Below are 24,245 nucleotides of genomic sequence, written 5' to 3'. Positions count from 1 at the left end.
GGACCTTAATTAACTGACTGATTAAGCCCTAGTATCCTCCCAAACCGTGATTAAAAACTGCATTTATAATAGAGTTTATACCGCCAGTTAAACTAGAGAACATGATGAACGAACTAAACAGTGTTAATACTAATTTTGCTTTTTTTATCATATCGACCGTAAACCTCCTTGATAAGACTTGTATATTGGTACTCTACTGAATCAGAAGCCTGAACTCTGTATTCTTCAAATAAACCCACACAATAAATTATGGTAGAGTCATCTTTGATCTTATGGGCAGATTTCAGACAGGTAAGTAGGTTCCTAAATCCTTCATGATATCTTTCTTTGGATAACTGATAGAATGCTAATTCAGCCCAAAATTTAGTATATCTATCATCCTTTATTTGATCATTATAACTACTCTCATATTTACGATCTTCATATAACATATGAATATATAGGTCGAATCTTCTTAGGGCGTGGTCAACATTCAAATTATATAAATTAGCCGCTTCCATAACCTTAACCAGACCAAGAAGGGTTTCATTTTCATTCTCTTCAATAAAATCTAAATAGGAATTTAGTGAATCATAATCACCCATCATCAATTTGTACAGATAAGTATTAACTTCAGCCCAATCTTTGTATCTTTCAACAAATTCTTGATCCTCTGAAGTAGGGTCCTCAATAATAATATTTGAATAGAACGAAGTATACTCTAGTGCCTTTTCATACTCTTTACGTTCTCCCCATACTGTTGCAATTAATAAGTAAGCATAGTATTTATAAGTAAATAACGGGTGTTTGGAGGCTCTAATAAACTCCAATCCCTTTTTTTTATTTTTGTATTGTTCCAAAAATTTGACCCGTTGCAACAGTTCTTCAGCTAACTGGAACACTTTATCCCAGTGACATATCCCACCATATGTATTAGCCAACTCCCTAATCGCATCCAACTGCCGTTCCTCATCCAACCGATTAATATATGGCTCAAAGTGAACAGCGGCCCGCAGGTTATCATGCTGGTCCTGACCGAGAGATAACGTGAAGATGCGATACTGGCACAGAGCCAGACGTTCCGAGTGTTGATATTTCTCACACTCCGCCACACATTCGTACAACATCCGTGCAGCCTTCGTCTGTCCACGTTCAAGCATGCCTTCCGCCATCTCGAACAACTCCGAGATATACGAGCGATCATCCGTCACTTCCTGGATAACCTTATGAATACATTCCAGCTTGTCCAATTCAGCACAGCGTTGCAGGAATGGTTCCAGTCTCCTCCAATGAGGTGCCGATTCCACGAAACATTCAGCCCCATAAATCTCGTAGAAATACCCCTCTTCCAGCTTCATGCCTTGGGTAATCAGATCCAGTTGCGCCATAGCGATGGGCCGAGTCCCCTTAATAATTGCGCTAAGCGTTCCAGCGTTAACTCCCGATATATCGGCAAAATACTGCAGGGTGTACCCCTGTTTCCTGATGTAGTCCTCAATATATGAGCGTATCGTAGTTGTAGGTTCCATGTATCCCACCTCCACAATGAAAATCCATAATTTTGAATTTATATGATAAGCACAATTTTAATCCTAAATTTTACAGCGGTCAATAAAAATCGTGGCAATTCCCTTCACATTTATGCAATGAAGCCTGATTGTTCCTGCTTATAGAAAAAATCCATTAGAAGAATCCGTGAGAACGTGATACATTTAATCCAACTTACATATCCTAGTATTTCAATAGGATTATACGACACAGATATTATCAATTCAGTTCAAGGAGAAGGTCAGATGAAATTTGCCTTGTTTAGTCTCATGATGAATCTGCCTAATGCCGTAACCGGGGAAGCTCTGACGACTCAGCAGAAATTCCACAATATATTAGAGCAAGCAAAGCTGGCTGAACGACTGGGTTTCGATGCTTATGGAATCGGTGAACGACACGGTGCGCCTTTTTTATCTTCCTCGCCACCTGTCGTATTAACCGCAATAGCCGCAGCAACCACACGCATTCGGTTACTAACCACCGTCACTGTTCTTAGTATACTTGATCCAGTCCGGGTTGCCGAGGATTATGCCACGCTGGATCAATTATCGGGCGGACGGCTGGAGATGATCATCGGGAAAGGCAATGACCCTCGGCACTATCCGCTGTTTGGCATCCGCGAAGAGGAACAGTGGGATTCACTCGATGAACGCTACCATCTGCTAAAACGGCTTTGGTCTGAAGAGAATGTAACCTGGCAGGGAACGTATCGCCCTCCTCTTGAGGGAGTGACCACGTGGCCCAGGCCGCTTCAGCAATCCATCCCGATCTGGCATGGTAGCGCGTCCAGCACGGTCTCGACCGAACTCGCTGCCAAATATGGCGAGCCTCTCTTTACGTCGAACTCTTTCCATCCGCAAGCCAAATACAAAGCGTTAATTGATCATTATCGGGAGCGCCTCGAGTATTATGGTCATGATCCGCAGCAAGCAGTGATTGGCTCTGGTGCCGGGAGTCTCTATCTTGCGGATACGGGTGAAGAAGCAATCCGCCGCTATAAGCCATATTATGAAGCGTTCCATGCCACTGCCGCCGCACAGCATAATCAGTCTCCCTTCACCGATCTGGAGGATAACATTGCACGAGGCCCTGCGTTAATCGGCAGTTCGGAGCAGGTCATTGAGAAAATTCTGGACTATCATGCCGCTTACGGACATCAGGTGCTGAGTATCAGCGTAGATGGACTGACGCATAGCGAGCAGCTGGAGCAAGTGGAGCGTTTTGCCAAGGAAGTTGCCCCTGTATTACGCCGCGAACTGCCCAGTTCGGTATGGAATGAACCCCCGGTGTTAACCCAGCACTCATCCTCCCTTTCCTCTAATGTTACAGACTCATGGCCCACAGCCATCTCACCTATATTCCAGGTCTAATAATCTCCCACGTACAATATACATGTGCTCCTTCCAGGGTGATTCCTACGAATCGCCCTCTTCCCTCTTCCTCCCACTTGTATCGCGACTATCCCTATATCTCCTTGGACTGAATGCCTTCAAACAATGAACGGAGCATCACATCTACAAACGCATCATCCATCGCTTCCCCCGTTACTAACATACGATAGAACACAGGCCCATAGATCAGATCAATGTACAGTCCAATGTCTATTCCACTCTTCAATTCACCGCGCTCCACACCCTTCTCCAGAATTCCCCGAGCTTCACGCCGACGTGGCTGGATGTATCTTGTACGGTATTCTTCGGCAAGCCCTTCATCCGACTGCCCTTCCCCAATAATCTGTGTAATCACTTTTCCTTCCCGACTAGTCAAAAAACGAACCAGATTACTCGCATGTATGCGTATATCCTCCAATACCGAGCCTGTATCCGGCACTGGCAATCTTGCCGTTGCGGCAGACATATATCCGTCCATGATGACAGCGCCTTTGTTCGGCCACCATTTGTAGATAGTGGCTTTGCTCACCTGTGCACGTTCAGCAATCTTCTCGATTGTAACCGCCCCGAATCCGTGTTCCAACAACAACTCATACGATGCTGTAAGAATGGCATTCTGGGTTTCCATGTTACGTGGACGTCCTCTTTTGGCAGTCATCTTGAGCCCTCCTGGATGTAAAAAATATATGTAATCATCAGTAATATTCATAAAAACGATACGTTCATTATACTAAACTGCCATGAGTACACACAATTCCATCCACCACGCACCTTTTTATCCTCATTTAAATTCTCATTAAATATGTAGAGCCTATTTACAATACTATACGTTTAGTTTATTATATATTTGTAATTAGTGAACACACCGTTTAGTAATTAATGTTTTTAAATATCACCTGTTTATTGGGAATACCAATTTAGAACTGTGGAGGATGATTATGATGGATATGAGGCAACAAGTGAAGAAGGCACCTGTGCCCACCTGGATTATTTTTTTGCTGGCATCCGCTTGTGGACTGATTGTGGCAAACCTGTATTATGCTCAGACCGTTATCGGTCCGATCAGCATGACAACGGGGCTGTCTTCTGCCGCTGCCGGATTGATCGTAACGTTGACTCAGATTGGTTATGTCATTGGTTTGTTATTCATCGTGCCGCTCAGTGACATTACCGAGAATCGACGCCTGGTCGTTCTTTTCCTCATCGTACTGGTTGTTGCCCTGATTGCTGCGGCTTTCTCGCCCACCGCTGTTGTATTTCTGACTGCCTCTTTGTTCATTGGCATAGGTTCTGTTGTCGCTCAGATTCTGGTGCCCTATGCAACGTATCTTACTTCCGAGGAACAGCGCGGACGAGTTGTCGGCAATGTAATGAGTGGTCTGTTGCTGGGCATCATGCTGGCTCGTCCTGTCGCAAGCTTTATCACCAGCCTCTTCGGATGGCAGACGGTCTTTGTATTCTCCGCCATTGTCATAACACTTCTAATGCTGCTCCTATCACGTGCTCTTCCTGCTCGCCAGCCTGAACCCACCTTGAGATACGGGCAATTAATCGTGTCCTTGGGCACACTGTTCAGAACGATGCCGCTGCTGCGCCGCCGGGCGTTCTATCAGGCCAGCCTGTTTGGTGCTTTCAGCTTGTTCTGGACCACGGTTCCGCTCAGGCTCGCTAACGATTTTGACATGTCACAGCAAGGAATCGCCTGGTTCGCACTGGCTGGTGTCGGAGGTGCTATTGCCGCTCCTATCGCCGGGAGACTGGCTGATCGCGGACTAACACGTATTCTGACGGGTGCTGCCATGGTGATCGCTGTTGCTTCGTTCGGTCTTGCTTATGTGTTCCAGAGCCACTCCACATTTGCATTGATCTTGCTTGTGATCGTAGCGATCACATTGGATATGGCTGTCTCGGGAAATCTGGTGCTGGGTCAACGCATCATCTATTCGCTAGGAAATGAAGCAAGAGGGCGCGTGAATGGTATATTCATGTCGATCTTTTTTGTTGGCGGTGCGATCGGTTCTTCCCTTGGAAGCTGGTCTTATGCTAACGGAGGCTGGAATCTTACAACGCTGATTGGCATGATCATGCCGCTGCTCGCTTTGGTGTATTACTTTACGGAAAAGAAAGCTGCCGTTGCCAGCAAACATCTATAAGTGAGTGTTCAAAAAGGTCGGTTTTCAGTACCGAGAACAACCTCTATAACAATTCTTTCATATATAAAGAAGGGCAGAGTGATCTCTAAAGATCCGCTTCTGCCCTTTTCCCTTATTTCATGACACTAAATTTTTTGGTCGCTGCCCTAACTTGATCATCCTCGCCCCATACAATGACACCTACCACTTTGGTAGCTTCCAATTCCATCGAAGCAATCTCAACTGCATATTGTTCAAAGGCATTGTTGAGCGATTGGCCTGTCTGTGAAAAAACAACATGGCTCAGTCCCCCGCTGTCATCTGAGCAGAGTTTGGCCAGATTGATCAGTTGATTCTCCCCGGCCTTCAAAATGACAGTGCTATATCGGATGCCCGCATGCTGAACACCGCTATGATCCAGCACAGGTTGATCAGAATATAACCCTGGCTCATTCATGGCTGCTTGTCCCATTAACAGGGCAGCCACATTAGCGGCGGCGCCAGGTTCCAGATTTTTATCCAGTATAATAGCAATTCTTTTCATATGACTGTATTCACCCTCTGTGTATTTTGTGTAAAACATACCCATGGCATATTGATTCCCTCACGCAATACTTTGTAGGTCACAAGCCCGTAATGATCAGCGCATAGCTGATTCGTGAGCGCAATGGACTTCTCCGTGTTGTGCATGACCTTCCTGCAAGCTTCAGGGTTGGACGATACGGTGCTGTTCTCTCTATAGGTTGTATCAAGTTCAGATAACAAGTATGTGGTTGCTGGATGATGATAGATAATATCGATCTGATCGGGACATACCGCATGGAAGCCGGATAGAACCAGCGCAGGAATTTTCTCCACAAAGCTCTCAGACACCGCTAGTTCAGAATCCATGATGAAGCTGTTGAGCTTGGGATACGCCCCGGGGACCAGTAAGCAGGATATGATCCCTGATCTCAAGTCTTCCGCAGCCGCTTCAAATTCAGGGTATGGCTTGATACGTTCCGAGTTGCCTAATTTCTTCGCGATATGCATGCTGCAAGTCAGGAATCCTTCATCGTCTCCCAGCGTTCCCAGTATGGCATATTTCTCTTTAACGATCTCCATTTATTTCTATTTCCTCCTTTTTATTTCTAATCCGCTAAAGATCGTATACCAAAAAATTCCTATTGTCAATTAACACTTTAACGCAACATAAATATGTATTATGGTTCATATTTTTAACCAAAAGGTGTATTCAAAATGGAAAATATTGAGCTATAATGTTATGAAATGAATTTTTACTATTTTTAGTATTTTGTTGAAAGGGGATATACGAGACCTTATGAAAACCATTGTATACATATCTGATTTCAGGCTTCCAACTGGATTAAACTTCGTTAAACCTTTGCAGAAATTGGTGGATCACAAGAAAATTCTGATTATTGAACGGCATAATTTGCATCATGAAGAGGTCCTCAGGGACTTCTTTGATGAAATTAGATATGTCGATCATCTGGAGTCCGTAGATGCCATCCGGGAGCATATGATGCAGATCCGAGAATCCCATTCCATCTCTGCTTTGTTAACGCCGGGTGAGAATGCGATTGAGATCGGTGGTCAACTCCGTTCCGAGTTTGGAATCCCCGGTATGCAGCGCAATCAGGCTGAGGCTGTTCGCAATAAATGGATCATGAAACAAATGCTGCATCAACGCGGAATTCGGACATCCGAAATTGCCATTGCTCTACATGAACAGGACTATATTCGTTTCACTGCTGTACACGGGTTTCCGATTATTGTGAAGCCACTTAGCGGATATGGAAGTATCAATACGTTCAAATTATCCAGCATGGATGAACTGGTACATTATCTACACCATACAAGACAAGCACAGCAAAGGGATTTGCTGGAGGAATTCATCCACGGTACGGAGTTTCATTGTGATTCCATTGTGTCCAAGGGCAAGGTTGTATTTGCATCCGTGTCCCAATACCTGTATAACTGCCTGGATATTGCGACGAAGCAGAAACCTCCGGCCAGCATTACGTTCCCTGAAGGCAAGGAAGCTGATTTTATCCATCACATCAAAGAAATCAATGAACAGGTCATTGCTGCCTTGGGTATCAATCAATCCGTAACACATGCCGAGCTTTTTCTGACTCCGGAAGGAGAAGTGGTGTTTGGGGAAATTGGTGCAAGAATCGGGGGATCACATGTTATGCCTCCTTGTATCAAGAACACCCATGGCGTTGATTTCTTCGAAGCCGTCACTGATCTGGAAGTTGGAATATATGAATTTAAGCAACAGGAGACGAGCCATAAATTCACAGGCATGATCTGCTTCCCTTCACGCGCAGGGGTAATTCAACACATATCCGGGATAGAGGATTATGCGGATATCCCTGGCATCGTTGAGTTCAATGTATCCTATCAAGTGGGACAGCGCGCCGGGGACGTAAACGATACCATGACCCGATCAGGATTTGCCATCGTGGAGGGTGATTCGTTTGAAGAATTGCGCCAAACCCTGCTGGATATGTATGATCGCTTCAAGATTGAAGTGACGGTTGCTGAAACTGAAACTGTATAAGATGTACGGATGATCCTCACCGTTTTTGGTCTGGAGTGACGGTTATCTTGGGGAGGGCTGGAATTATTGTCGTTATTCAAAACCTACGCGGGTCTGAGCCGCGATATCTATTATCTCTGTTTAGCCAGAACGATTAACAGCACGGGAGATTTTGTATTCTCCCTGATTACCTTGGTGCTTACGTTACAGATGGGCATGAATGTGGTCAGTGCAGGGATCTTTGTGTCCATGGCAGCCCTGATTAGCGGACCCGGTGTACTTCTTGGCGGCTATTTAAGCGATATTATGGGCAAAAAAACAATTATTGTCATCGGGCAAGTGTTGTCTGCCATCATGATTATAAGCTGCTCTTTTTGGTCAGGCACCATTACCGTTGGTTATCTTCTGATTGCAGTCATGTTCTTCATCAGTATTACCCGGCCTGCATATAATGCACTGATTATTCAACTATGTACGGAGGAGAAAGAGCGAAAGTCCGCCTTTTCCCTCATGTATCTGGGGGCCAATCTGGGTATAGCCATCGGACCACTGGTCGCCGGTTTTTTTATCAAAGATCACGTCAACATTGTCTTTATAAGTATCGGTACCGTGTTTCTGATATCTACCTTTATCATCATCAACCAGGTTAAGATCGGCACACGCAAGGAATTGGCATCAACAAACAGCGAACATGCTGGACAACAACAAGAACAACAACGATTGAGCCAACCGCCTTCGCCGTTATTCAGACTACTACTGAAAAATCCACTCGTTGCCTTCTTCATCGTTGTGTCATTTCTTAACTATTTTATCTATATGCAATACTCATTCAGCCTCCCACTCCAGATGAATCACTCGTTTGGCGAGAACGGGGCAGCCTATTACGGCTCTGTCATGACCATCAATGCCATTAGCGTCATTATTCTTACCACCGTGATCCTGTCCGCTACACGCAAATTAACTGCCCTAAACTCCATAGCTACAGGTGCACTCTTCTATGGAATCGGATTTGGAGCCTTGAACCTGCTCAGACCCTTCCCCCATTTTTCCATCGTCGCCTTATCCACGGTGCTGTGGACCATTGGAGAGATTCTCGTGCAGACCAATATCAATCTGTATATTGCTTCGCGTGTACCCGATACACATCAGGGGCGGTTTAATGGCTTGCTGTTATTCGTAGGTTGCCTGGGTTATACACTTAGCCCATATTTGACAGGCATTTTCATCAAAAGCATGGACATGGAAAGTGTATGGATCATTATTCTGGCTTTCAGTCTGGTCTATGCGTTGTGCATGATAATTCTCTGGTATATCGAAAAAAGCTCAACAAGAAGAAACGAAATGAAACCGCTGGATCACTCCAAAAGTATCTGAACCTCAGGGCAGCCTATTCTGCCCTTTTTTTCAATTTATTTTCACACCAAAACAGGCAAATGTGCATTCGCATCATACTCAATCAATTGCTGACCCGCATGCAGTCTCTGTACCAGATCTGGATTGGCGATAAACGGTCTGCCGAACGCAGCCAGATCTATGCTTCCCATGCCGATAGCTTGCTCCGCGGTCTGAACATCCAAATCCCCCACACCAATGATAATTCCATCCCACCGACTACGAATCCGCTCGTGAAAAGACTGCTCCCCTTCCCATGCTTTCGCATAATGATCTGTTGAGGGATGCAAGATCGTAATTCCCGTCTCGCGGAACAAGTTCAGATATGCATCGATCATTCCAGCTTTGTCTGCCCATGCATAGGATGCATCATCATCCTTTTTCTCGGAAAATCGTACCGATATGCGATCTACACTGATCTCTTTTTTCACAGCCACAATAATATCCCGCAGGAACCGCAATCTACCCGCAGTGTCTCCTCCGTATTCATCTGTTCTGTGGTTGGTCTTCTCATTGATAAACTGGTCGATTAGATACCCATGCGCAGCATGCAGCTCGATCCCGTCGAACCCCGCAAGAACCGCATTGCGGGCAGCAGTCTGAAAATGCTGAATCGTATCCGCTATATCCTGTGTACTCATCGCTTGGGGAACCTGATACGGCTTATGCAGCTTATGCACTCTTCCCTCTGCCACAAGGCTGGAAGGTGCCACTGGAGTGGTTCCGATCAGATCGGAGTGGGACAACCTGCCGACATGCCACAGTTGAGCAATAATAGTGCCGCCATGTTTGTGGACAGCATCCGTTACCCTTTTCCAAGAAGTCGTCTGTTCATCTGTATATAAACCGGGGATGCCGTAGGTGCCTTTGCCTGCCAGATTCGGGTTAATGCCCTCGGTAATGATCAGTCCCACGCCATCACGCGCACGCTGCTCATAATACGCCACCATCTCATCCGTCACGGTCCCCTCCCGATCATCAGCAAATCCCCGGGTCAACGGCGCCATCACCATTCGGTTCCTTAATTGCCACTGGTGAATCGTTACCGGGCTTAATAGTACTGAGCGTGTATTCAAGTTATCCATGTCATATCCCTACTCTCTTCGTCTTTAAGGATATTGTAAGGCGACCCTGATATATCGTAAAATGATTGAAATATATAGTTGTATCTCTCAGAGAGATACCTAACATCAGCGTCTGCGGAAGCAACTGAAGTTATTCCACTTTCAGGAGGATACAGCATGGAACTTTCCGATATCGATATTGTTCTCGCGGTAGCACGTTCAGGCAAAATCTCACAGGCCGCCAAAGAACTGAATTACGCACAATCCAATGTCACTACACGCATCAAAAAACTGGAGCAGGAATATCAAATCCAGTTGTTCAACCGATTTCCCAAAGGCGTTGTACTGACCTCCAAAGGAGAACAGTTCGTACAGTACGCCACACAGATTCACAACCTTTTACATGATCTGAAGCAGGATATGAACGATCCCGGGGAGCCTTCCGGCACGCTGAAAATCGGCATTGTGGAGACGGCGGCATCCAGCCGCTTTATGGAGATCCTGAATGAATATCAGATAACCTACCCAAAGGTGTCCATCTCACTCGTTAACGCCACTTCACCCAAAGTACTGCGCAAGAAAATACAGGACGATGAGATTGATGGTGCTTTTATCAGCGGGGCTTGTGTGAAGGAGGGTCTGAAGGTGGAATATGAGATGCAGGACACGGTTCATATCATCTCCAAGCAGATGGATACACCACCCGAAAGTCTGTGCCAAGTATCGTGGGTTGTTTTCCCCGAGGGCTGTCCGTATCGTGAAATGACCGAAGAATTTTTGCAGGAAGAAGGGTTGTCCGCACGTAATATCATCGAAGTGAGTACGATGGAAAACCTGCTCAGCTGTGTGGAGTCTGGAATTGCTTTTACCATTATGCCGTGCAACGTTATTCACAAGAAACCGGATGAATTCTCCGTATTTGATCTGGCAGATCGTTTTACCCATACCACGACAACCTTTGTCCGCGGTGAGGATCGGTACGTCAGCAGTGCGCTGGATCAATTCATGAAGCTGCTGAATCAGAAGTGCATTACGTTTTGATATAGATAACTTTTATAAGCAGCAGTATAGTATGTACATTCATAGCAGTCAGGAGAAGATCAGATGAAACTCACGAATCTTTTATATAGGCTCATTGACGCCCGGCGTGTCGACAACAATGCTGAACAAGTGTCCTTTCCATCCTGTCCACATCATACGCTGCTTGTTGTGATCAAAGGGAGCTTAACCGTCAAAGTCGAAGACAAAATCATCTCTTTATGCGCTCCTCAAGTCCTTTCCGTCCCTCCTTCTCACACCTGTATCGCAATTACCGAGGTACAGCCTGATTTTGAATGTGTCACCTTAACCTACAATGTCTACAACGAAGAACTGGATGGCAACATGCAGCGAGTTATTGATCCACATCTTGAATTCATTGCCGCTGTTATTCCCTCAGCTCCCGTTCTCGCCATTCAAATCCATGAAGGTGGGCAGAAGGAAGATCCATGGGCTGGAATGGCACGTCAGATTCTCTTTCAGGAACTGTGTCTTGTCCTATTGAAGCAGAATAAGCAGAAATTCCAGGAAGATACAGCAATAGAAGCGGTAAAGCAGAGCCAAAAATATATCAATACACATTATCAGGATAACTTCTCACGCGAAAAACTGGCTGAAATGGCTGGACTGAGTGTCAACCGTTATTCCAGATTGTTCAAAAAAATGATTGGACAAGGCCCTATCGAATATTTGAACGCTGTACGCATCCGGGAAGCCGGTGATCTGCTACTGGCCTCAGACAACACGATCAAACAAACAGCCCGCCAGGTCGGGTATGAAGATGAATTCTATTTCAGCCGAAAATTCAAAGCAACCACCGGATTGTCTCCCATGGTTTATATTAAAAAGCATCGCTCCGTAACACGTATCGCTTCACTTGCCCATCCCTATACGGGGCATCTGCTTGCCCTTGGTATTGAGCCTTATGCGGCACTGATTAATCCGGTCCATAGGACATCATATGAATTCAAAAATGTGATTCAAGTGGGCAGAGATCAGCCTGATCTGGAACTATTAATGAACGCACACCCGGAACTGATCATTGGGTATGAAGGAACCGATTATGAAGAGCCCAAAAAAGCCGAATTATTTCGGCATATTGCCTCCACTTGCACCATATCTTTTGCAGGAGATTGGCGTAAACAGATGTACTCCATTGCACAATCCGTGGGTAAAATAACAGCTGGTGAAGAATGGCTGGAACGTTATGATCTATCGGTCAAACAAAAAATCTCCAGTATACAGCATGCCATCGATGACCGCCCTGTGGCTGTGGCGCAATACGAAGATGGACAGTTCCGGGTCTACGGCAACCGTAATCTGGGGACGGTACTCTATGATGATTTGCAGTTATCCGTACCCCAAGCTCTACATCACGTATCCCATTCCCGTATAATGTCACTGGAACAGCTGGTTCAGTCGGATATTGAACACTTCATTCTGTTTACAAGTGGCCAAGCAGACGAGCGTGCGCACACTGTGGCGTCGCTTATGCAAAATTCAATTTGGCAGCAATGGGAGGCGGTTCGTATGAATCAAGTCTATGAATTGGGCGATTCCTCCCCCTACTCCTGTTATACTTCCTTGGCTCATAATCTGTTTCTGAATCGGGTTAGTCAATTGTTCCTGAGCCAAACGTCCATGCATTAAACAGGAATATCCATGGATTACGATTTGGAATGCACCTATAATTATTTTGATAATGATAATCAAAATCAGTTAAAGGGTGTGTACAACGTGTCTTTACCTAACAACCAACGCTTCTCTACCTTTTTCAAATCAGGACGATTCCTTATAACCGTTCTTGTTCTATGCAGCATGCTTGCGGGCTGTGGGACTTCCCAGAGCAGCGGGAACTCCGCTTCACCCGAGTCCAATGGGGCAGAGCCCTCAACCGCTGAACAGGGAAGTGAGAATACACGCACTATTTCTACGATCAAAGGGGATATCGAAATTCCTGCCGAACCCCAAAAAATTGCGGGTATGCTCTACGTCTTTGCTGACCAATTACTCGCTCTCGGCATTGAACCAACAGCCATGGTAACGTATAACGATCTCGGATTCCCTGAATATCTGGCAGATCAGATGAAAGATACCACTGCCGTAGGTTCCGGCGAGTCTCCCAATTTTGAAGCATTGCTCCAGGCTGAGCCGGATCTCATTCTGGCCTCCAAAACGTTAAATGAAGCAAACTATGAGCAACTCTCCAAGATTGCTCCAACGATCCTTTTTGATAATGAAGAAAAAGGAGACTGGGAGCGATTCATGGAAACAGCAGCCGTTCTTGGCAAAGAAAAAGAAGCCCAAGCGGTCAAAGATGCCTATGATGCCAAAGTGACCCAAACCCATGATGAGCTTGCCGTAAAAGCCAAAGATGAAACGGTGGCCTACATGCGTGTACAGGATAAACAGCTTCAATTGATTAAACCTGATGATAACTTCACTCTGTTTGGTGCTCTGGGATTAACCCCTGCTTCAGTAGACAGTGTAGATTTCCAGGGATCATGGAATGTGGCAATTTCCGAGGAAATTCTGCCTGAGTTGAACCCGGATCGACTGTTTATCATTCTTCGTCCAGGGGAAGAAAACAAGGTTGTGCTTAATAACATCATGGATACATCCATCTGGTCCAATCTGAATGCAGTCCAGAACGATCATGTATATATCGGTGATGCCAACCTGTGGTTTGCAGGATACGGTCCCATCGGTCTGAGTAAAATCATTGATGAGATCGCTGCTTCCTTCGAGTTATAGAGGGACATGATGAAACCCAAAACAAGCCTTAGGCAGACCGTGATCGAACGACGTACGATTCAGGAATTTAATGGCCTACCCATTCCGTTGGAAACGATTCATGAGATTCTGGAGGACGCGATATGGGCACCTTTTCACTCCAAAAAGGAACCTTGGCGCTTCATTCTGTTTATGAATGAGGGCAGAGAAACATTCGCGAGTGCTGTATTGAGTACACGCAATCCTGAATTTGTAGCAAAGTACGGACAACAAATCAGAGCGGCCTATTGTGCACAGACACCTGTGCATCTGGTTGTGGTTATGACAGCCAACCTGCCCTCCAAAGCATGGGAAGAGGCTTTTGCTGCAACCTCGGCACTGATCCAGAACATACAGTTGCTCGCCTGGGAACAACACATCGGCGTCGTATGGAAGACAAGCCCTTTCAATGAAAGTCCACTATTCTGTGAAGCCATTGGTGTGACATCAGAGGAAAAAATAGTAGGTACACTTCACATGGGGTATTTTAACGCTGAAGATCAGCCTATGCCCAAGCCTCGCACACCTCTCCCTCAACTGTTGCATCTCATTGATCACTAAATGGACTAGAGCACATTGATCGAGACCATAAAAAAGAAAGGGATGTCCCATAAGTCATGAATATGACAGGGGACATCCCTTGTTCGTGTTATTTTGTTTTAATGAACCTGAGACACGCTATTCGCTCCCATTTTCCCCGATCTGAGATTCTTTAAATCTTGCAAGCGTTGATGATCCGCCTTTTAAGGTGCGGTAGGTTCGTTAGCACTTGGAGCGAGGCGGAATTCCTTTTGAGACAGCCCCTTACTCCACCTTGAATCGCGCAGCCGATTCGGCCAGCTTTTGCGTCAATTGATCGATCGTATCGACCATGTTGGCCAACTGCTGTACTGTTGAAGATTGCTCCATCATGGTTGCTGTTACCTCTTCAACCGAAGCGGATACCTGCTCTCCTGAAGCTGACAAACTATGGGCTGACTCCAGTACATCATCCTTGTTCTGTAACATCTCCTGCATCTGTACTGCCATCGTAGCGATCTGTTGATTAATGACCGTTACCTTCTCCAGAATCACATCAAATGCCTGACGAGTCTGCAAGACAAGCTCATCCTGTCTGGACGAAATGGTGTGAATTTCGGCAACACTTTGGTTGTTCTCGGCAACATCGGCCAGATTCTGCTCGATAATGCTGGAGATTTCCTTGGATTGGCGGGAACTCTGCTCTGCCAGATTGCGGATCTCCTCGGCTACAACTGCAAATCCTCTGCCATGCTCTCCAGCCCGTGATGCTTCAATGGAAGCATTCAATGCAAGCAGATTGGTCTGCTTCGCAATCTGGCTGATGGCTTCCGTGATCTGACTAATACTGCCCGAACTGGTTTGAAGTTTGACGGTAATCTCCGAGATTTTCTCCACTTCCCGTTCGTTCACCTCATTAATACGCATCAGTTCATTCACGACTTCATTCCCATTGTGAAATACAGTCTCGATCTCATCTGCTCTTGCCTTCACATCCTGTGCACTGCTGTTCATGGCAGCCACTTTATCGCCAAAGCTGTTGAATTTACCTGCAATCTGCTCGGTATCTTCCGATTGGGCCTCCATGGCTTTGGCAATCCCCATGGACGTCGCCGATGTCTCATCAATGGATCTTGCCGTCTGTCTGGATGTCTCCTCCAATTCCTGAGTGCTGGCTTGAAGGACATGGATTGAATTATTCATATCGGTAATGAGGTTCCTGTTCTGCTCCACCATACCATTAAAGCTCTCCGCCAGATCTTTGAATTCACTGTTATATCTGCCATTGGCCTTAACGGTCAGATTGCCTTGAGCAAGCTGTTGGAACAGTCCGATCAGACGAATGATAGGTCTTGTAATACTACGAGAAATCAGCAACCCCACACCAATAGCCAGAGCAACTCCGATCAAGGTCACGATAACCATCTGACGTTGGATATCTTCTATTGGACGCTTGATATCGTCATAGTCGTCAATGATGACCACAGATAGATCTGCACCGGGAATCTGATTAACGCGATAATAGATGTTATCTCGATCCATCGAAGTGATTTTTACTTTGTCAGTGGCTCTGGCCTCGATGATTCCCATCGCTTCCTTGTCCGCTTCCAGCGTTTGTCCCACAATGGAAGGGTCCAGTGAATCATACATGATGATGCCGCTCCGGCTCAGCACTTCAACTCTGCCTTCGGCATTGATTTTAATGTCTCCCAGTTGCCCCAGGAAAAAGCTGCTGTCCACCGACATGGCGAACACACCTAGTATATTCCCCTGTTCATCGGTGATAGGCTCCGAGAATACAATAATGAGCTTCTTGCTAGTCTTAGAGACGACCGCGTCACTGATGAAGGATTTCCCCTGTATGGATTCCTTAAAATATTCCCGATCTCCCCGTGACTGACCAATGACTTCTGGCATGGTACCCGCCACCATGGTTCCTTCCTTGTCAAATACGAACAGGTCCGGCTTGGAGCCTTCCGTATCGGATATACTGTCAGTGAGAATCGTATTTGCTCTGTTGAAATATGGATTCTCATCTGTGAAAAAGGTATCATCTGGCATTTCATTGGTATCACGCAACTCCAAGAGTTCCTTGAAGGTATTATGCACCGATATGGCATGACTCAATTGTTGTTGAAGCTGCATAGCTGTCCAAAGCCCTTCCCCAAGGCGGTCAGCCATCACATTCATTTCATCCTTGCTTTTCTTGACCACAACATCAGATGAGATCATATAACTTGTGGTCGTTGCACCAAGCAGAACCAAAACAACCAATACACTGATCATGAAAGGCAATTTGATTTTAAGCGACATATTTTTGATCCTATGCCCTAACCCTTTTCTCTTCCCCATTTCCCACTTCTCCCCACTTCCCTGAACCATATGCATCTGAACGATGTACATACATTATCGGAAAAATCCATAGTAGAATTGATCATTTAGGGAGATATTGCCACTGTTTTTCTTTTTTTAATTCTAATAGCAACATAAAAAATGGCCTGTCAGATCGACTATCCATCTTGGGAATGGATGTTGCCGTTATCTAACAGACCGTTTAAAGTTTTTTTATGTTCTATTAAGATTACTTGCGCAATCTCCGGGAACTCAATGCGTGATGACCATTCTGCAGGAATGTACTGCGTGTATTCTTCATCTGTTCAATCCGTCGCTCAGCCAGACGATCTGCGGCAACATAGGTAGCGATGCCCTCGGTACGTGAGCTTTCGAATATTTTCTCCAGATTGGAATAGATCTCTCCGATCTTGCTCCACGCCCGATCCGCGTTGTAACCGTTCAACTCATCCGCAATGTTAATGACGCCACCTGCATTGATAACATAGTCAGGCGCATATACGATGCCCATATCATACAGCTGATCCCCATGACGGGTCTCCAGCAACTGATTATTGGCACAGCCCGCTACAACCTTCGCCTTGAGCGTTTTGAGCGTATCGTCATTAATCGTGCCGCCCAGTGCACATGGTGCATAGATATCACATTCCACACTAGTGATGTCTGCGGGATCAACTGCTGTCGCGCCGAAGCGGTCCACAGCCTGTTTCACCGAGTCCTTATGGATATCCGTAACGATCAGATGTGCACCTTCCTCATACAGATATTTGCACAGATGCATCGCTACATTGCCAACACCTTGGACCGCTATCGTTTTACCCTCCAGCAGATCGGTACCAAATGCTTCTTTGGATGCTGCCTTAATCCCACGATATACACCCCAAGCCGTTGCAGGCGATGGGTTACCGGATGAACCATAACTAGCCGAGATGCCTGTCACATAATCGGTTTCCTGATAAATCAGGTTCATGTCATCTTCCGTTGTTCCCACATCTTCGGCCGTGATATAACGTCCGTTCAACCCTTGAATATATCGTCCAAACGCCCGAAACATCGCTTCGTTTTTGTCGCGCCGCGGATCTCCGATGATAACGGTTTTGCCACCGCCGAGATTCAGGCCAGATACCGCATTCTTATATGTCATACCACGGGCAAGGCGCAGGGCATCTTCAATGGCGGCTTCTTCTGAAGCGTAAGTCCACATCCGCGTGCCTCCCAGCGCAGGGCCGAGTGTTGTGTCGTGTATGGCGATAATTGCTTTTAACCCTGAATTTCGATCCTGGCACAGAACCAGTTCCTCATAATCGTGATGCTCCATTGCTTCAAACCAACTCATGTGCTAACCGTCTCCTCCAACCATTTTTGCGATCCAATCGCATTGTTCTCTATTCATTGACCATCCTCTATTGTACCCATGAATACCCAGTTTGTGCAAAATCACATCGCAATGTCAGAGAAGCATCGATCGATGTTTCTCATATGGCGGGAGCAAAGCTGTAGAATTTCAGATTATAATTTTATCGTCTATCAATAGAAAAACCTCTCTCCCTTACAGGAGAAAGGTACACTTTCCTCAACAGCCTTAACTTAATCGCCCATGTAGGCCACTTGATCCTTCTCATTTAAGGGAGCGTTTCAACCACATTGATTGGATGCAAATCACCATCCACAGCGAATGAAGCCTGTCCTGTCTCCTCGGAGACAACCAACACAACCGCATCCGTCAATTCACTGAGTCCCAGTGCTGCACGATGACGAGTGCCTATTTTTCGTTCATGCACTTCCGCTTGCGACAACGGCAGCACATTACCAGCGGATACAATCTGATTACCACGAATCAACACAGCCCCATCATGCAGAGGTGCACCGGGAATGAACAGCGATTCCAGCAGTGCATGTGTCACTCTTGCATCCACAGTTACGCCTGAGTGAATGATCGACTCCAACGGAATCTCCCGTTCAATCACAATCAACGCCCCATATCTCCGGTCAGATAGATGCTGTACGCTCGATGTTAATTCGGCAAACTTCTCTGTAAAGGGCGAAAGATAACAATCCAGATAAAACGAAGAGGCGAGCACCTCGATCTGCTTGATTTCCGCTCGAATCTCTGCAAATTGCCCCAGCAGGCAGGCACTGTCATTGTCAAATTGGGATAACGTCAGATTCATACGCTCTGCTACACGATGGAGGTCTGCCTTAAGCTTCTGCCTCATCGAGGAACTGTCACAGTCTGCTTGCTGAGTCATCATTCGCCGCCTCCTAGGTTATGTTGGGCTTCACGCCGCATCATTAGTACCCATACCTTCCCCTCTGGAGCAGATATTTATGCAATGGCAGGGCTGTAGGAGCTAATCATGGGCTTCATTGTAACTGATATAACAAGCAAAAAAAAAAGAGCCTGTCCGCAAACTCCACGGTCAGACCCTATTCGCATGTTGAGTTGATGTCTACTTCACTTATTGCGCTTTGCCGTATGAACCTGTCTTAAATGTAGTTGGATCATACCATTTGTACCCTGCCGCAGGTGCAGCCCACGGCTCAAGTTGCGGCTCGGTTGATGCAGCTGGAGCTTCCATCGAAAGCAGGCTTGTGGCCGTATCCAATGTCAGTCCTGGCACTTGTGCCAGACTGGTGTAACTCTCTTTGACCGCGAGCCATTTCACAGTATTCACAAGGAACGTTGCATCATCCACTTCTTTGAATCCATCATAGGTCTTCTTGGTAGCACCGGTCTCTTCACGCAAATATTTCGGAGTCGCGTCTTCCACAGGGGAAGAGTCACCGATAAATGCGGCTTTGCCCGCACCAACCTTTGCAATCGCAGCATAGGCTCCTTCAGCTCGTCCACCACCATTGTATACGCCCTGATCCACGGCATTGCCCCACTTGGACACACCACTTGGTACATACACCAAGCCTTTGGCCTTGTTAGGGTCTATAATCGCAATGGTCGATCCCGCATGCATGGCTACAGAATTGACACCAGCCGTAATGCCAAAGGATTGTGCAGGTGCAACGATATCCGATGCGTTCACATCTCCCAGGGCATTGTAGCGGAAACGGACACCAAAGTTCGTCGCGAGCCAGTCTGAACTCGTCACACTCTGCATCGCTGGTGATTCGGCTTCAGCCGAAGACATGCCTTTGGCCGGATTCAGGAAGGCACCGCGGCGATAACCGTTGAATACTTCGGAAGAATCCCAGCGGTTTTTGTTACGGTCTGCATTATAGTGGTCGGAGATGAAGAAAACACTCCCTCCGTTCTGCACGTACTGCACCAGCGCAGCCTGCTCAGTCGCTTTGAACGGTACGTTGGCTTCGCCGATGACAAAGACGTCGTAATCTTTCAATTTATTATAGGTGATGGCTTGCTCACCGAATGTATACGGGATGCTGCGTTCCAGCTGATCCACGGCGAAGCCTGCGTTTCGCAAACCATTGGCAAAATCCGAAAATGCCCCGTCAATAATCCAGTCGGCAGCACCTGCTGTCTGAGCGTGGGTATTATCGAACAATACTTTCTTGCCGGTACCGTCCGGCAGTGTTGTGCCTGGGTTCGGTTCTGGATCAGGATTGGTTGTTCCGGAGGAAAGTGTGATGGACGTTGGGTTTTTGACTCCTGCATAGCTGTTGTAGGCACCAAGGGTTCCGGTTACGATGATCTTTTTGCCTACAAGACTGGGGTTGGACGCCAATCCATATTGCGAACGGAAAGATGAGGGAATCTGTACATCCAATAATCTGGCGTTGGTCCGCTCTGACGCTGAATCCGCAATCAGAACATTAAAATCATTGGCATACGGAGATGTAAACTTCGCGGTAAGCGACCCGGTAGCATGTCCAACAATGATTCCTTCAACCGTTGCTGTTCCTCCACCGCTCTGGGCAGCGATGGCCTGAGATACCGTAAGTGGTGCTGCAGCTTGTACCGGACTTTGCGAACCCGGCCCCAGCAGTGCGGTTGCCATCATGATAAAGACCAGGAATGCCCCGATCCAGTGCTGCCATAACGCCTTCTTCATATTCCCTTTCTCCTCCTCCAAATTACCTGATAATGGGTTATCCTCCTTTAATTTAATTGTTCATATGCTGAATTCCTCTTTCTTTTTGTAAAGTTTATGAAAAAGTTTAGAAGTTGAGTCTATTGGCCCATACTGATTATCATTAGGATTCCATTTACTGAAGGAGTAAAACGATGATGAAATTGGTATTTTTGTTACTCTTGTTGATTGTTCCGCTGATTATGGCTTATGTTGCTCTTCGTTCCCGAATGGTTACCCGAGTGTTCCATATTCTTGCGCTACTCTGTTTCTACAGTGCGGCAACCGTCATCGCTGGTGATGTGTATGCGACGAATGCTCATATGACCACATTCACCACCGAGATTCACCATTTCCTGCTGAATGGCTGGTTCTTGTATCCGTCTGCATATCTCGGTGTATACATTCCCTATGTGCTGTGGATGAGCCTATTTTCAGAAAAAAGTTAAATTCGATGCGGACTTGGGATTGCATTTTGCCAGCGTTCATTGCATAATGAATATATAAACATGATAATGATTATCATTCTTGAACTTGTCTCTTTGTAACTTTCTACTGCATATGATTTTACGATTTTATAGATAAAGGGGAACGAACATCGAATGAATACAACTCTGCAAAAGGCTGATCTGCAGCTTGACGATTATTTGGATCTTCTGAACCTGGCAACCAATCTGGGTGATACGAGATGGCAAAAGGAAATTATCCGTAAGCTGGCTTATACTTATCCTGCAGTTCAATGTAAACAACCACAATAGCATGCCACATACATCATAGATCTACATTATTGCTCATGACCGATTCATTCTTTGAATCTGTTATGGGCTATTTTTGTTGTACAATGTACAGTAAAGTTACTCAAACGTGAAGGAGTGAACAACGATGCAACTGGAGACCGAACGACTCATCATCAGGGATATTCTGGAGACAGACTGGGAAAGTATACATAGCTACACATCCATGACAGAAGTTACTCAGCATACAGCGTGGGGGCCTAATACAGAAGAAGATACGCGAGAGTACGTGAAGTTTGTGTTGGATATGCAGCAGACACAACCACGAGAGGGCTTTGAACTGGCGATATGTTTGAAAAATGATGGAACTCTCCTCGGCGGAGTAGGTATTCACGTGATGGAGAAAACCAATGCAGAGATCGGTTACGTCCTTAATCCCGCCTATCAAGGAAAAGGTTATGCCGCCGAAGCAGCCAGTGCTCTACTAGGCTTCGGTTTCAACGAACTGGACGTTCACCGGATTTACGCCAAATGTCGTCCGCATAACACTGCTTCGGAGAATGTCATGAAGAAGATTGGCATGCAGCGAGAAGGGCTATTACGCGAGCACTGGTTCTACAAAGGTTCCTTTCATGACTCTGTGATCTATTCGATTCTCGCCAGAGAATATACTGATGAACAATTTCAAAGAAACACAAAAAGCTGACTCCCATATATGGGACGCCAGCTTTTCTTTTGCTCCGTAACGACCCCAATCGCCAATGGAGGTGAAGCCTTGAAGCCTCATTTGGATTCCAAATCAAATTTGTTCCTCAGGGATGCAACCGTTGTTCTTCCCTCAACTCGGAACACCGGAACAAGCTATGTTACAGTCGGCACAGCTCTACCGGGCAGCTTGGGAATGTCGGACATCCGCACATACAGCGCAGGGCTGCCAGGTCACGAATCATCAGTTTGCCGTCCATCATATCCAGCGTACCTTGTTCCTTCCATGCCCCCAGCATCCGCGTTACGCTCTCCCGGGTCGCTCCAATCATCTCGGCAAGATCGGTATGGTTCAGCTTCATGTCCAGCACAATACCATCCGGTGTAACCCTGCCATACGAATTGCTGGCACGGATCAGTGTCGAAGCGAGCGCACCCGCCTTGCCATAGAGCAACAAATCACGGAATCTCGACTGGGTAATCCGCTGCGACAGTGCCATCCATTGCAAGAATTTCAAGGCAAGGTCGCCATGTTTGCTGAGTATACTTTCCAGATCGCTAAGCGAGATAATGGCCAGTTCCCCTTTTTCCGCCATCTCTGCACTGTAGCTATGATTCAATCCGCCGATGCCGCCGAATTCACCGATGAGATCGCCGCTTTGCTGAATGGATAAAATAATTTCCTTGCCATCCTCCGTCGACTTGGTCATTTTCACTCGTCCTGAACGAATGTAGTACAGATATCCGGCTTCATCGCCTTCGAGAAAGAGACTATACCCCGACTTCACCCGTTTGGGCTGCATCTTTGCTTCAATCAGGTCCCATTGCTCAGATGTAACGAACGAAAGGATTCCGCCTGTTTCCCGTGTCATTTTGCCCGCCTCCGTTTGTTTCTGCTCTGCTCTTTGGGTTGTTCTTTCTACAAATACTGTACCCATAACCTTCGTCCCCCTCGGTGATTCCTTATGTATCCATCATACCGCGAAAGTAGCGCGAGGGTTATCGGGGGATTACCTGATCATTGACGAGAAACTCCCTGAGTTTGCTGTGAGAAAAGTCACATTTCACCGATATGCCTCATCCTTCGCATTTCTTCAATCCCTTGGTGCATCTGACTCAGGAGTCCTCCACTGCCCAAGTTCAGTAGATTACGGAACGGAAATAGGGGTTTTCCCTGAATTACAACGTAAGAGAAAGGGTCTACAATAGAACTAACATTGTAATACCCTTACTTTAAGATGATCCTGTTCAAAAAGAGCGGTTTTCAGTACCGAGAAGATGGGATGAAGCTAGAAATGGAGTAGCGGAGCGTAGGCAAAACTACGTGAGCAACGGACATTTCGGCTGAATTCCATATTCGATGCTGATGATGCCGATAGGCATCCTTCGTAATCAAAAGCGGACTTTTTGAACTACCTCTTTAAGATGATCCTAAAAGGTTAATGATAATAATTACACTTTACGTACGTTATAATTTCGAAAAAGGAAGTGTCCTCTCATGCATGATGAACTGCCATCCGGCATTCAGGAGATGATCGACGGCCTGCGCCTGAACACATCCAGCGACTTCTGTGGACTTGCCTGTCTGAACGGGACGATGCTACGCTGGAAATATACCTCTGGGGCTAGTAATGAACGGGTGAAACGCATGGAAATGCGCCCCGGACAAGATCTGGTGGGCACAGCCCTTCGGACTGGACGCACAGCTCGATCTGATGCACAATCCACCGGGGAGCATACACCCGGTCGTTGCCCGTTAATGCTTGCTGAGCGCCTGGTAAGTGCCATAGCAGTACCTGTGTTCCAGGAAGGAAGTGTGCCTGGTGCCGTGCTGCTTGTTGGCAGCAGACTGCCCTGCACCTTCTCATCGGACATGATCCGGCAGACGGAGCAAATCGCTCTACATCTTCAGCCAAAGGTGTTTGGATAAAAGTTTGAACTAGAGAGTAAGAGAAGCTATTCGGAGATTAAAGCTCTGAATGGCTTCTTTTTTTGTTATGATATAGATAGAACTAAGGAAGCGGACAG

22 protein-coding genes are annotated in these 24,245 nt (G+C 46.4%); 12 read left to right on the top strand and 10 right to left on the bottom strand.

Features of this window, described 5'->3' with window-relative positions:
* Window positions 1–113 precede the first annotated feature (113 nt).
* Window positions 114–1,508, bottom strand: coding sequence for a helix-turn-helix domain-containing protein (locus MHI12_RS02055; RefSeq protein ID WP_405171368.1), 1,395 nt, complete (start codon window positions 1,506–1,508; stop codon window positions 114–116).
* Between the two features lie 264 nt (window positions 1,509–1,772).
* Here MHI12_RS02055 and MHI12_RS02050 point away from each other — a divergent pair, with 264 nt between their 5' ends.
* A complete protein-coding gene (locus MHI12_RS02050) occupies window positions 1,773–2,897 on the top strand; it encodes an LLM class flavin-dependent oxidoreductase (protein ID WP_405171367.1) in 1,125 nt (374 codons plus the stop codon).
* A gap of 94 nt (window positions 2,898–2,991) precedes the next feature.
* On the opposite strand, the gene MHI12_RS02045 is transcribed toward MHI12_RS02050, so the two are convergent.
* Window positions 2,992–3,576 (bottom strand): TetR/AcrR family transcriptional regulator, encoded by a 585-nt coding sequence (locus tag MHI12_RS02045; protein ID WP_405171366.1) that lies wholly within the window; start codon window positions 3,574–3,576, stop codon window positions 2,992–2,994.
* A gap of 280 nt (window positions 3,577–3,856) precedes the next feature.
* On the opposite strand from MHI12_RS02045, the gene MHI12_RS02040 reads away from it, so the two are divergent.
* Window positions 3,857–5,071 (top strand): MFS transporter, encoded by a 1,215-nt coding sequence (locus MHI12_RS02040; protein WP_405171365.1) that lies wholly within the window; start codon window positions 3,857–3,859, stop codon window positions 5,069–5,071.
* A 112-nt stretch (window positions 5,072–5,183) separates the two neighbouring features.
* On the opposite strand, the gene MHI12_RS02035 is transcribed toward MHI12_RS02040, so the two are convergent.
* Complete coding sequence (locus MHI12_RS02035) at window positions 5,184–5,594, bottom strand: DUF2000 family protein (protein ID WP_405171364.1); 411 nt, start codon at window positions 5,592–5,594, stop codon at window positions 5,184–5,186.
* Window positions 5,591–6,154 carry a hypothetical protein gene (locus MHI12_RS02030; protein ID WP_036673091.1) on the bottom strand — a complete coding sequence of 188 codons (564 nt, stop codon included), beginning with the start codon at window positions 6,152–6,154 and terminating at the stop codon, window positions 5,591–5,593. Before MHI12_RS02030 ends, MHI12_RS02035 begins: the two co-directional genes overlap by 4 nt.
* Before the next feature lie 217 nt (window positions 6,155–6,371).
* Here MHI12_RS02030 and MHI12_RS02025 point away from each other — a divergent pair, with 217 nt between their 5' ends.
* Both MHI12_RS02025 and MHI12_RS02020 read left to right on the top strand, forming a co-directional pair.
* Entirely contained in the window at window positions 6,372–7,619 is a 1,248-nt protein-coding gene (locus MHI12_RS02025; protein ID WP_405171363.1) for an ATP-grasp domain-containing protein, read from the top strand.
* A gap of 66 nt (window positions 7,620–7,685) precedes the next feature.
* Window positions 7,686–8,972 carry an MFS transporter gene (locus MHI12_RS02020; RefSeq protein ID WP_405171362.1) on the top strand — a complete coding sequence of 429 codons (1,287 nt, stop codon included), beginning with the start codon at window positions 7,686–7,688 and terminating at the stop codon, window positions 8,970–8,972.
* Window positions 8,973–9,013: 41 nt separating this feature from the next.
* Here the strand turns inward: MHI12_RS02020 and MHI12_RS02015 are convergent, their stop codons facing one another.
* The gene (locus MHI12_RS02015; RefSeq protein WP_405171361.1) at window positions 9,014–10,075 is read right to left on the bottom strand and encodes an alkene reductase; all 1,062 of its coding nucleotides are present in this window, start codon (window positions 10,073–10,075) and stop codon (window positions 9,014–9,016) included.
* A gap of 156 nt (window positions 10,076–10,231) precedes the next feature.
* On the opposite strand from MHI12_RS02015, the gene MHI12_RS02010 reads away from it, so the two are divergent.
* The 4 genes from MHI12_RS02010 (at window position 10,232) to MHI12_RS01995 (ending at window position 14,425) form a co-directional block, all read left to right on the top strand.
* A complete protein-coding gene (locus MHI12_RS02010) occupies window positions 10,232–11,095 on the top strand; it encodes a LysR family transcriptional regulator (protein ID WP_405171360.1) in 864 nt (287 codons plus the stop codon).
* A 63-nt stretch (window positions 11,096–11,158) separates the two neighbouring features.
* The gene (locus MHI12_RS02005) at window positions 11,159–12,742 is read left to right on the top strand and encodes a helix-turn-helix domain-containing protein (protein ID WP_405171359.1); all 1,584 of its coding nucleotides are present in this window, start codon (window positions 11,159–11,161) and stop codon (window positions 12,740–12,742) included.
* 87 nt (window positions 12,743–12,829) lie between these two features.
* Window positions 12,830–13,846: an ABC transporter substrate-binding protein gene (locus MHI12_RS02000; RefSeq protein WP_405171358.1), complete on the top strand. Its 1,017-nt coding sequence runs from the start codon at window positions 12,830–12,832 to the stop codon at window positions 13,844–13,846.
* 6 nt (window positions 13,847–13,852) lie between these two features.
* Window positions 13,853–14,425 (top strand): nitroreductase, encoded by a 573-nt coding sequence (locus tag MHI12_RS01995; protein ID WP_405171357.1) that lies wholly within the window; start codon window positions 13,853–13,855, stop codon window positions 14,423–14,425.
* Window positions 14,426–14,668: 243 nt separating this feature from the next.
* Here MHI12_RS01995 and MHI12_RS01990 read toward each other — a convergent pair whose 3' ends face one another.
* From MHI12_RS01990 to MHI12_RS01975, 4 genes are all read right to left on the bottom strand, one after another.
* Entirely contained in the window at window positions 14,669–16,735 is a 2,067-nt protein-coding gene (locus MHI12_RS01990) for a methyl-accepting chemotaxis protein (protein WP_405171356.1), read from the bottom strand.
* A gap of 229 nt (window positions 16,736–16,964) precedes the next feature.
* Window positions 16,965–18,071: a Leu/Phe/Val dehydrogenase gene (locus MHI12_RS01985; RefSeq protein ID WP_405171355.1), complete on the bottom strand. Its 1,107-nt coding sequence runs from the start codon at window positions 18,069–18,071 to the stop codon at window positions 16,965–16,967.
* A 286-nt stretch (window positions 18,072–18,357) separates the two neighbouring features.
* On the bottom strand, window positions 18,358–18,987 hold the full coding sequence (gene cdaS / locus MHI12_RS01980) for a sporulation-specific diadenylate cyclase CdaS (RefSeq protein ID WP_315371026.1): 630 nt from the start codon (window positions 18,985–18,987) through the stop codon (window positions 18,358–18,360).
* Window positions 18,988–19,194: 207 nt separating this feature from the next.
* Entirely contained in the window at window positions 19,195–20,709 is a 1,515-nt protein-coding gene (locus MHI12_RS01975) for a DUF6359 domain-containing protein (protein WP_405172917.1), read from the bottom strand.
* 224 nt (window positions 20,710–20,933) lie between these two features.
* Between MHI12_RS01975 and MHI12_RS01970 the strand changes: the two genes are divergently transcribed.
* From MHI12_RS01970 to MHI12_RS01960, 3 genes are all read left to right on the top strand, one after another.
* Complete coding sequence (locus MHI12_RS01970) at window positions 20,934–21,227, top strand: hypothetical protein (protein WP_405171354.1); 294 nt, start codon at window positions 20,934–20,936, stop codon at window positions 21,225–21,227.
* A gap of 153 nt (window positions 21,228–21,380) precedes the next feature.
* On the top strand, window positions 21,381–21,536 hold the full coding sequence (locus tag MHI12_RS01965; RefSeq protein WP_017691064.1) for a hypothetical protein: 156 nt from the start codon (window positions 21,381–21,383) through the stop codon (window positions 21,534–21,536).
* A gap of 124 nt (window positions 21,537–21,660) precedes the next feature.
* Window positions 21,661–22,218, top strand: coding sequence for a GNAT family N-acetyltransferase (locus tag MHI12_RS01960; RefSeq protein ID WP_405171353.1), 558 nt, complete (start codon window positions 21,661–21,663; stop codon window positions 22,216–22,218).
* A gap of 160 nt (window positions 22,219–22,378) precedes the next feature.
* Here MHI12_RS01960 and MHI12_RS01955 read toward each other — a convergent pair whose 3' ends face one another.
* Entirely contained in the window at window positions 22,379–23,155 is a 777-nt protein-coding gene (locus MHI12_RS01955) for a Crp/Fnr family transcriptional regulator (protein WP_339311836.1), read from the bottom strand.
* A gap of 560 nt (window positions 23,156–23,715) precedes the next feature.
* On the opposite strand from MHI12_RS01955, the gene MHI12_RS01950 reads away from it, so the two are divergent.
* Complete coding sequence (locus tag MHI12_RS01950; protein WP_307415298.1) at window positions 23,716–24,147, top strand: GAF domain-containing protein; 432 nt, start codon at window positions 23,716–23,718, stop codon at window positions 24,145–24,147.
* Window positions 24,148–24,245: the final 98 nt, after the last annotated feature.

It is taken from the genome of Paenibacillus sp. FSL H8-0280 (assembly GCF_045040665.1).
GTDB lineage: Bacteria > Bacillota > Bacilli > Paenibacillales > Paenibacillaceae > Paenibacillus > Paenibacillus xylanexedens_A.
The sequence above is the reverse complement of the archived record's forward strand: the minus strand, read 5'-3'. Positions and strand labels throughout refer to the sequence as shown.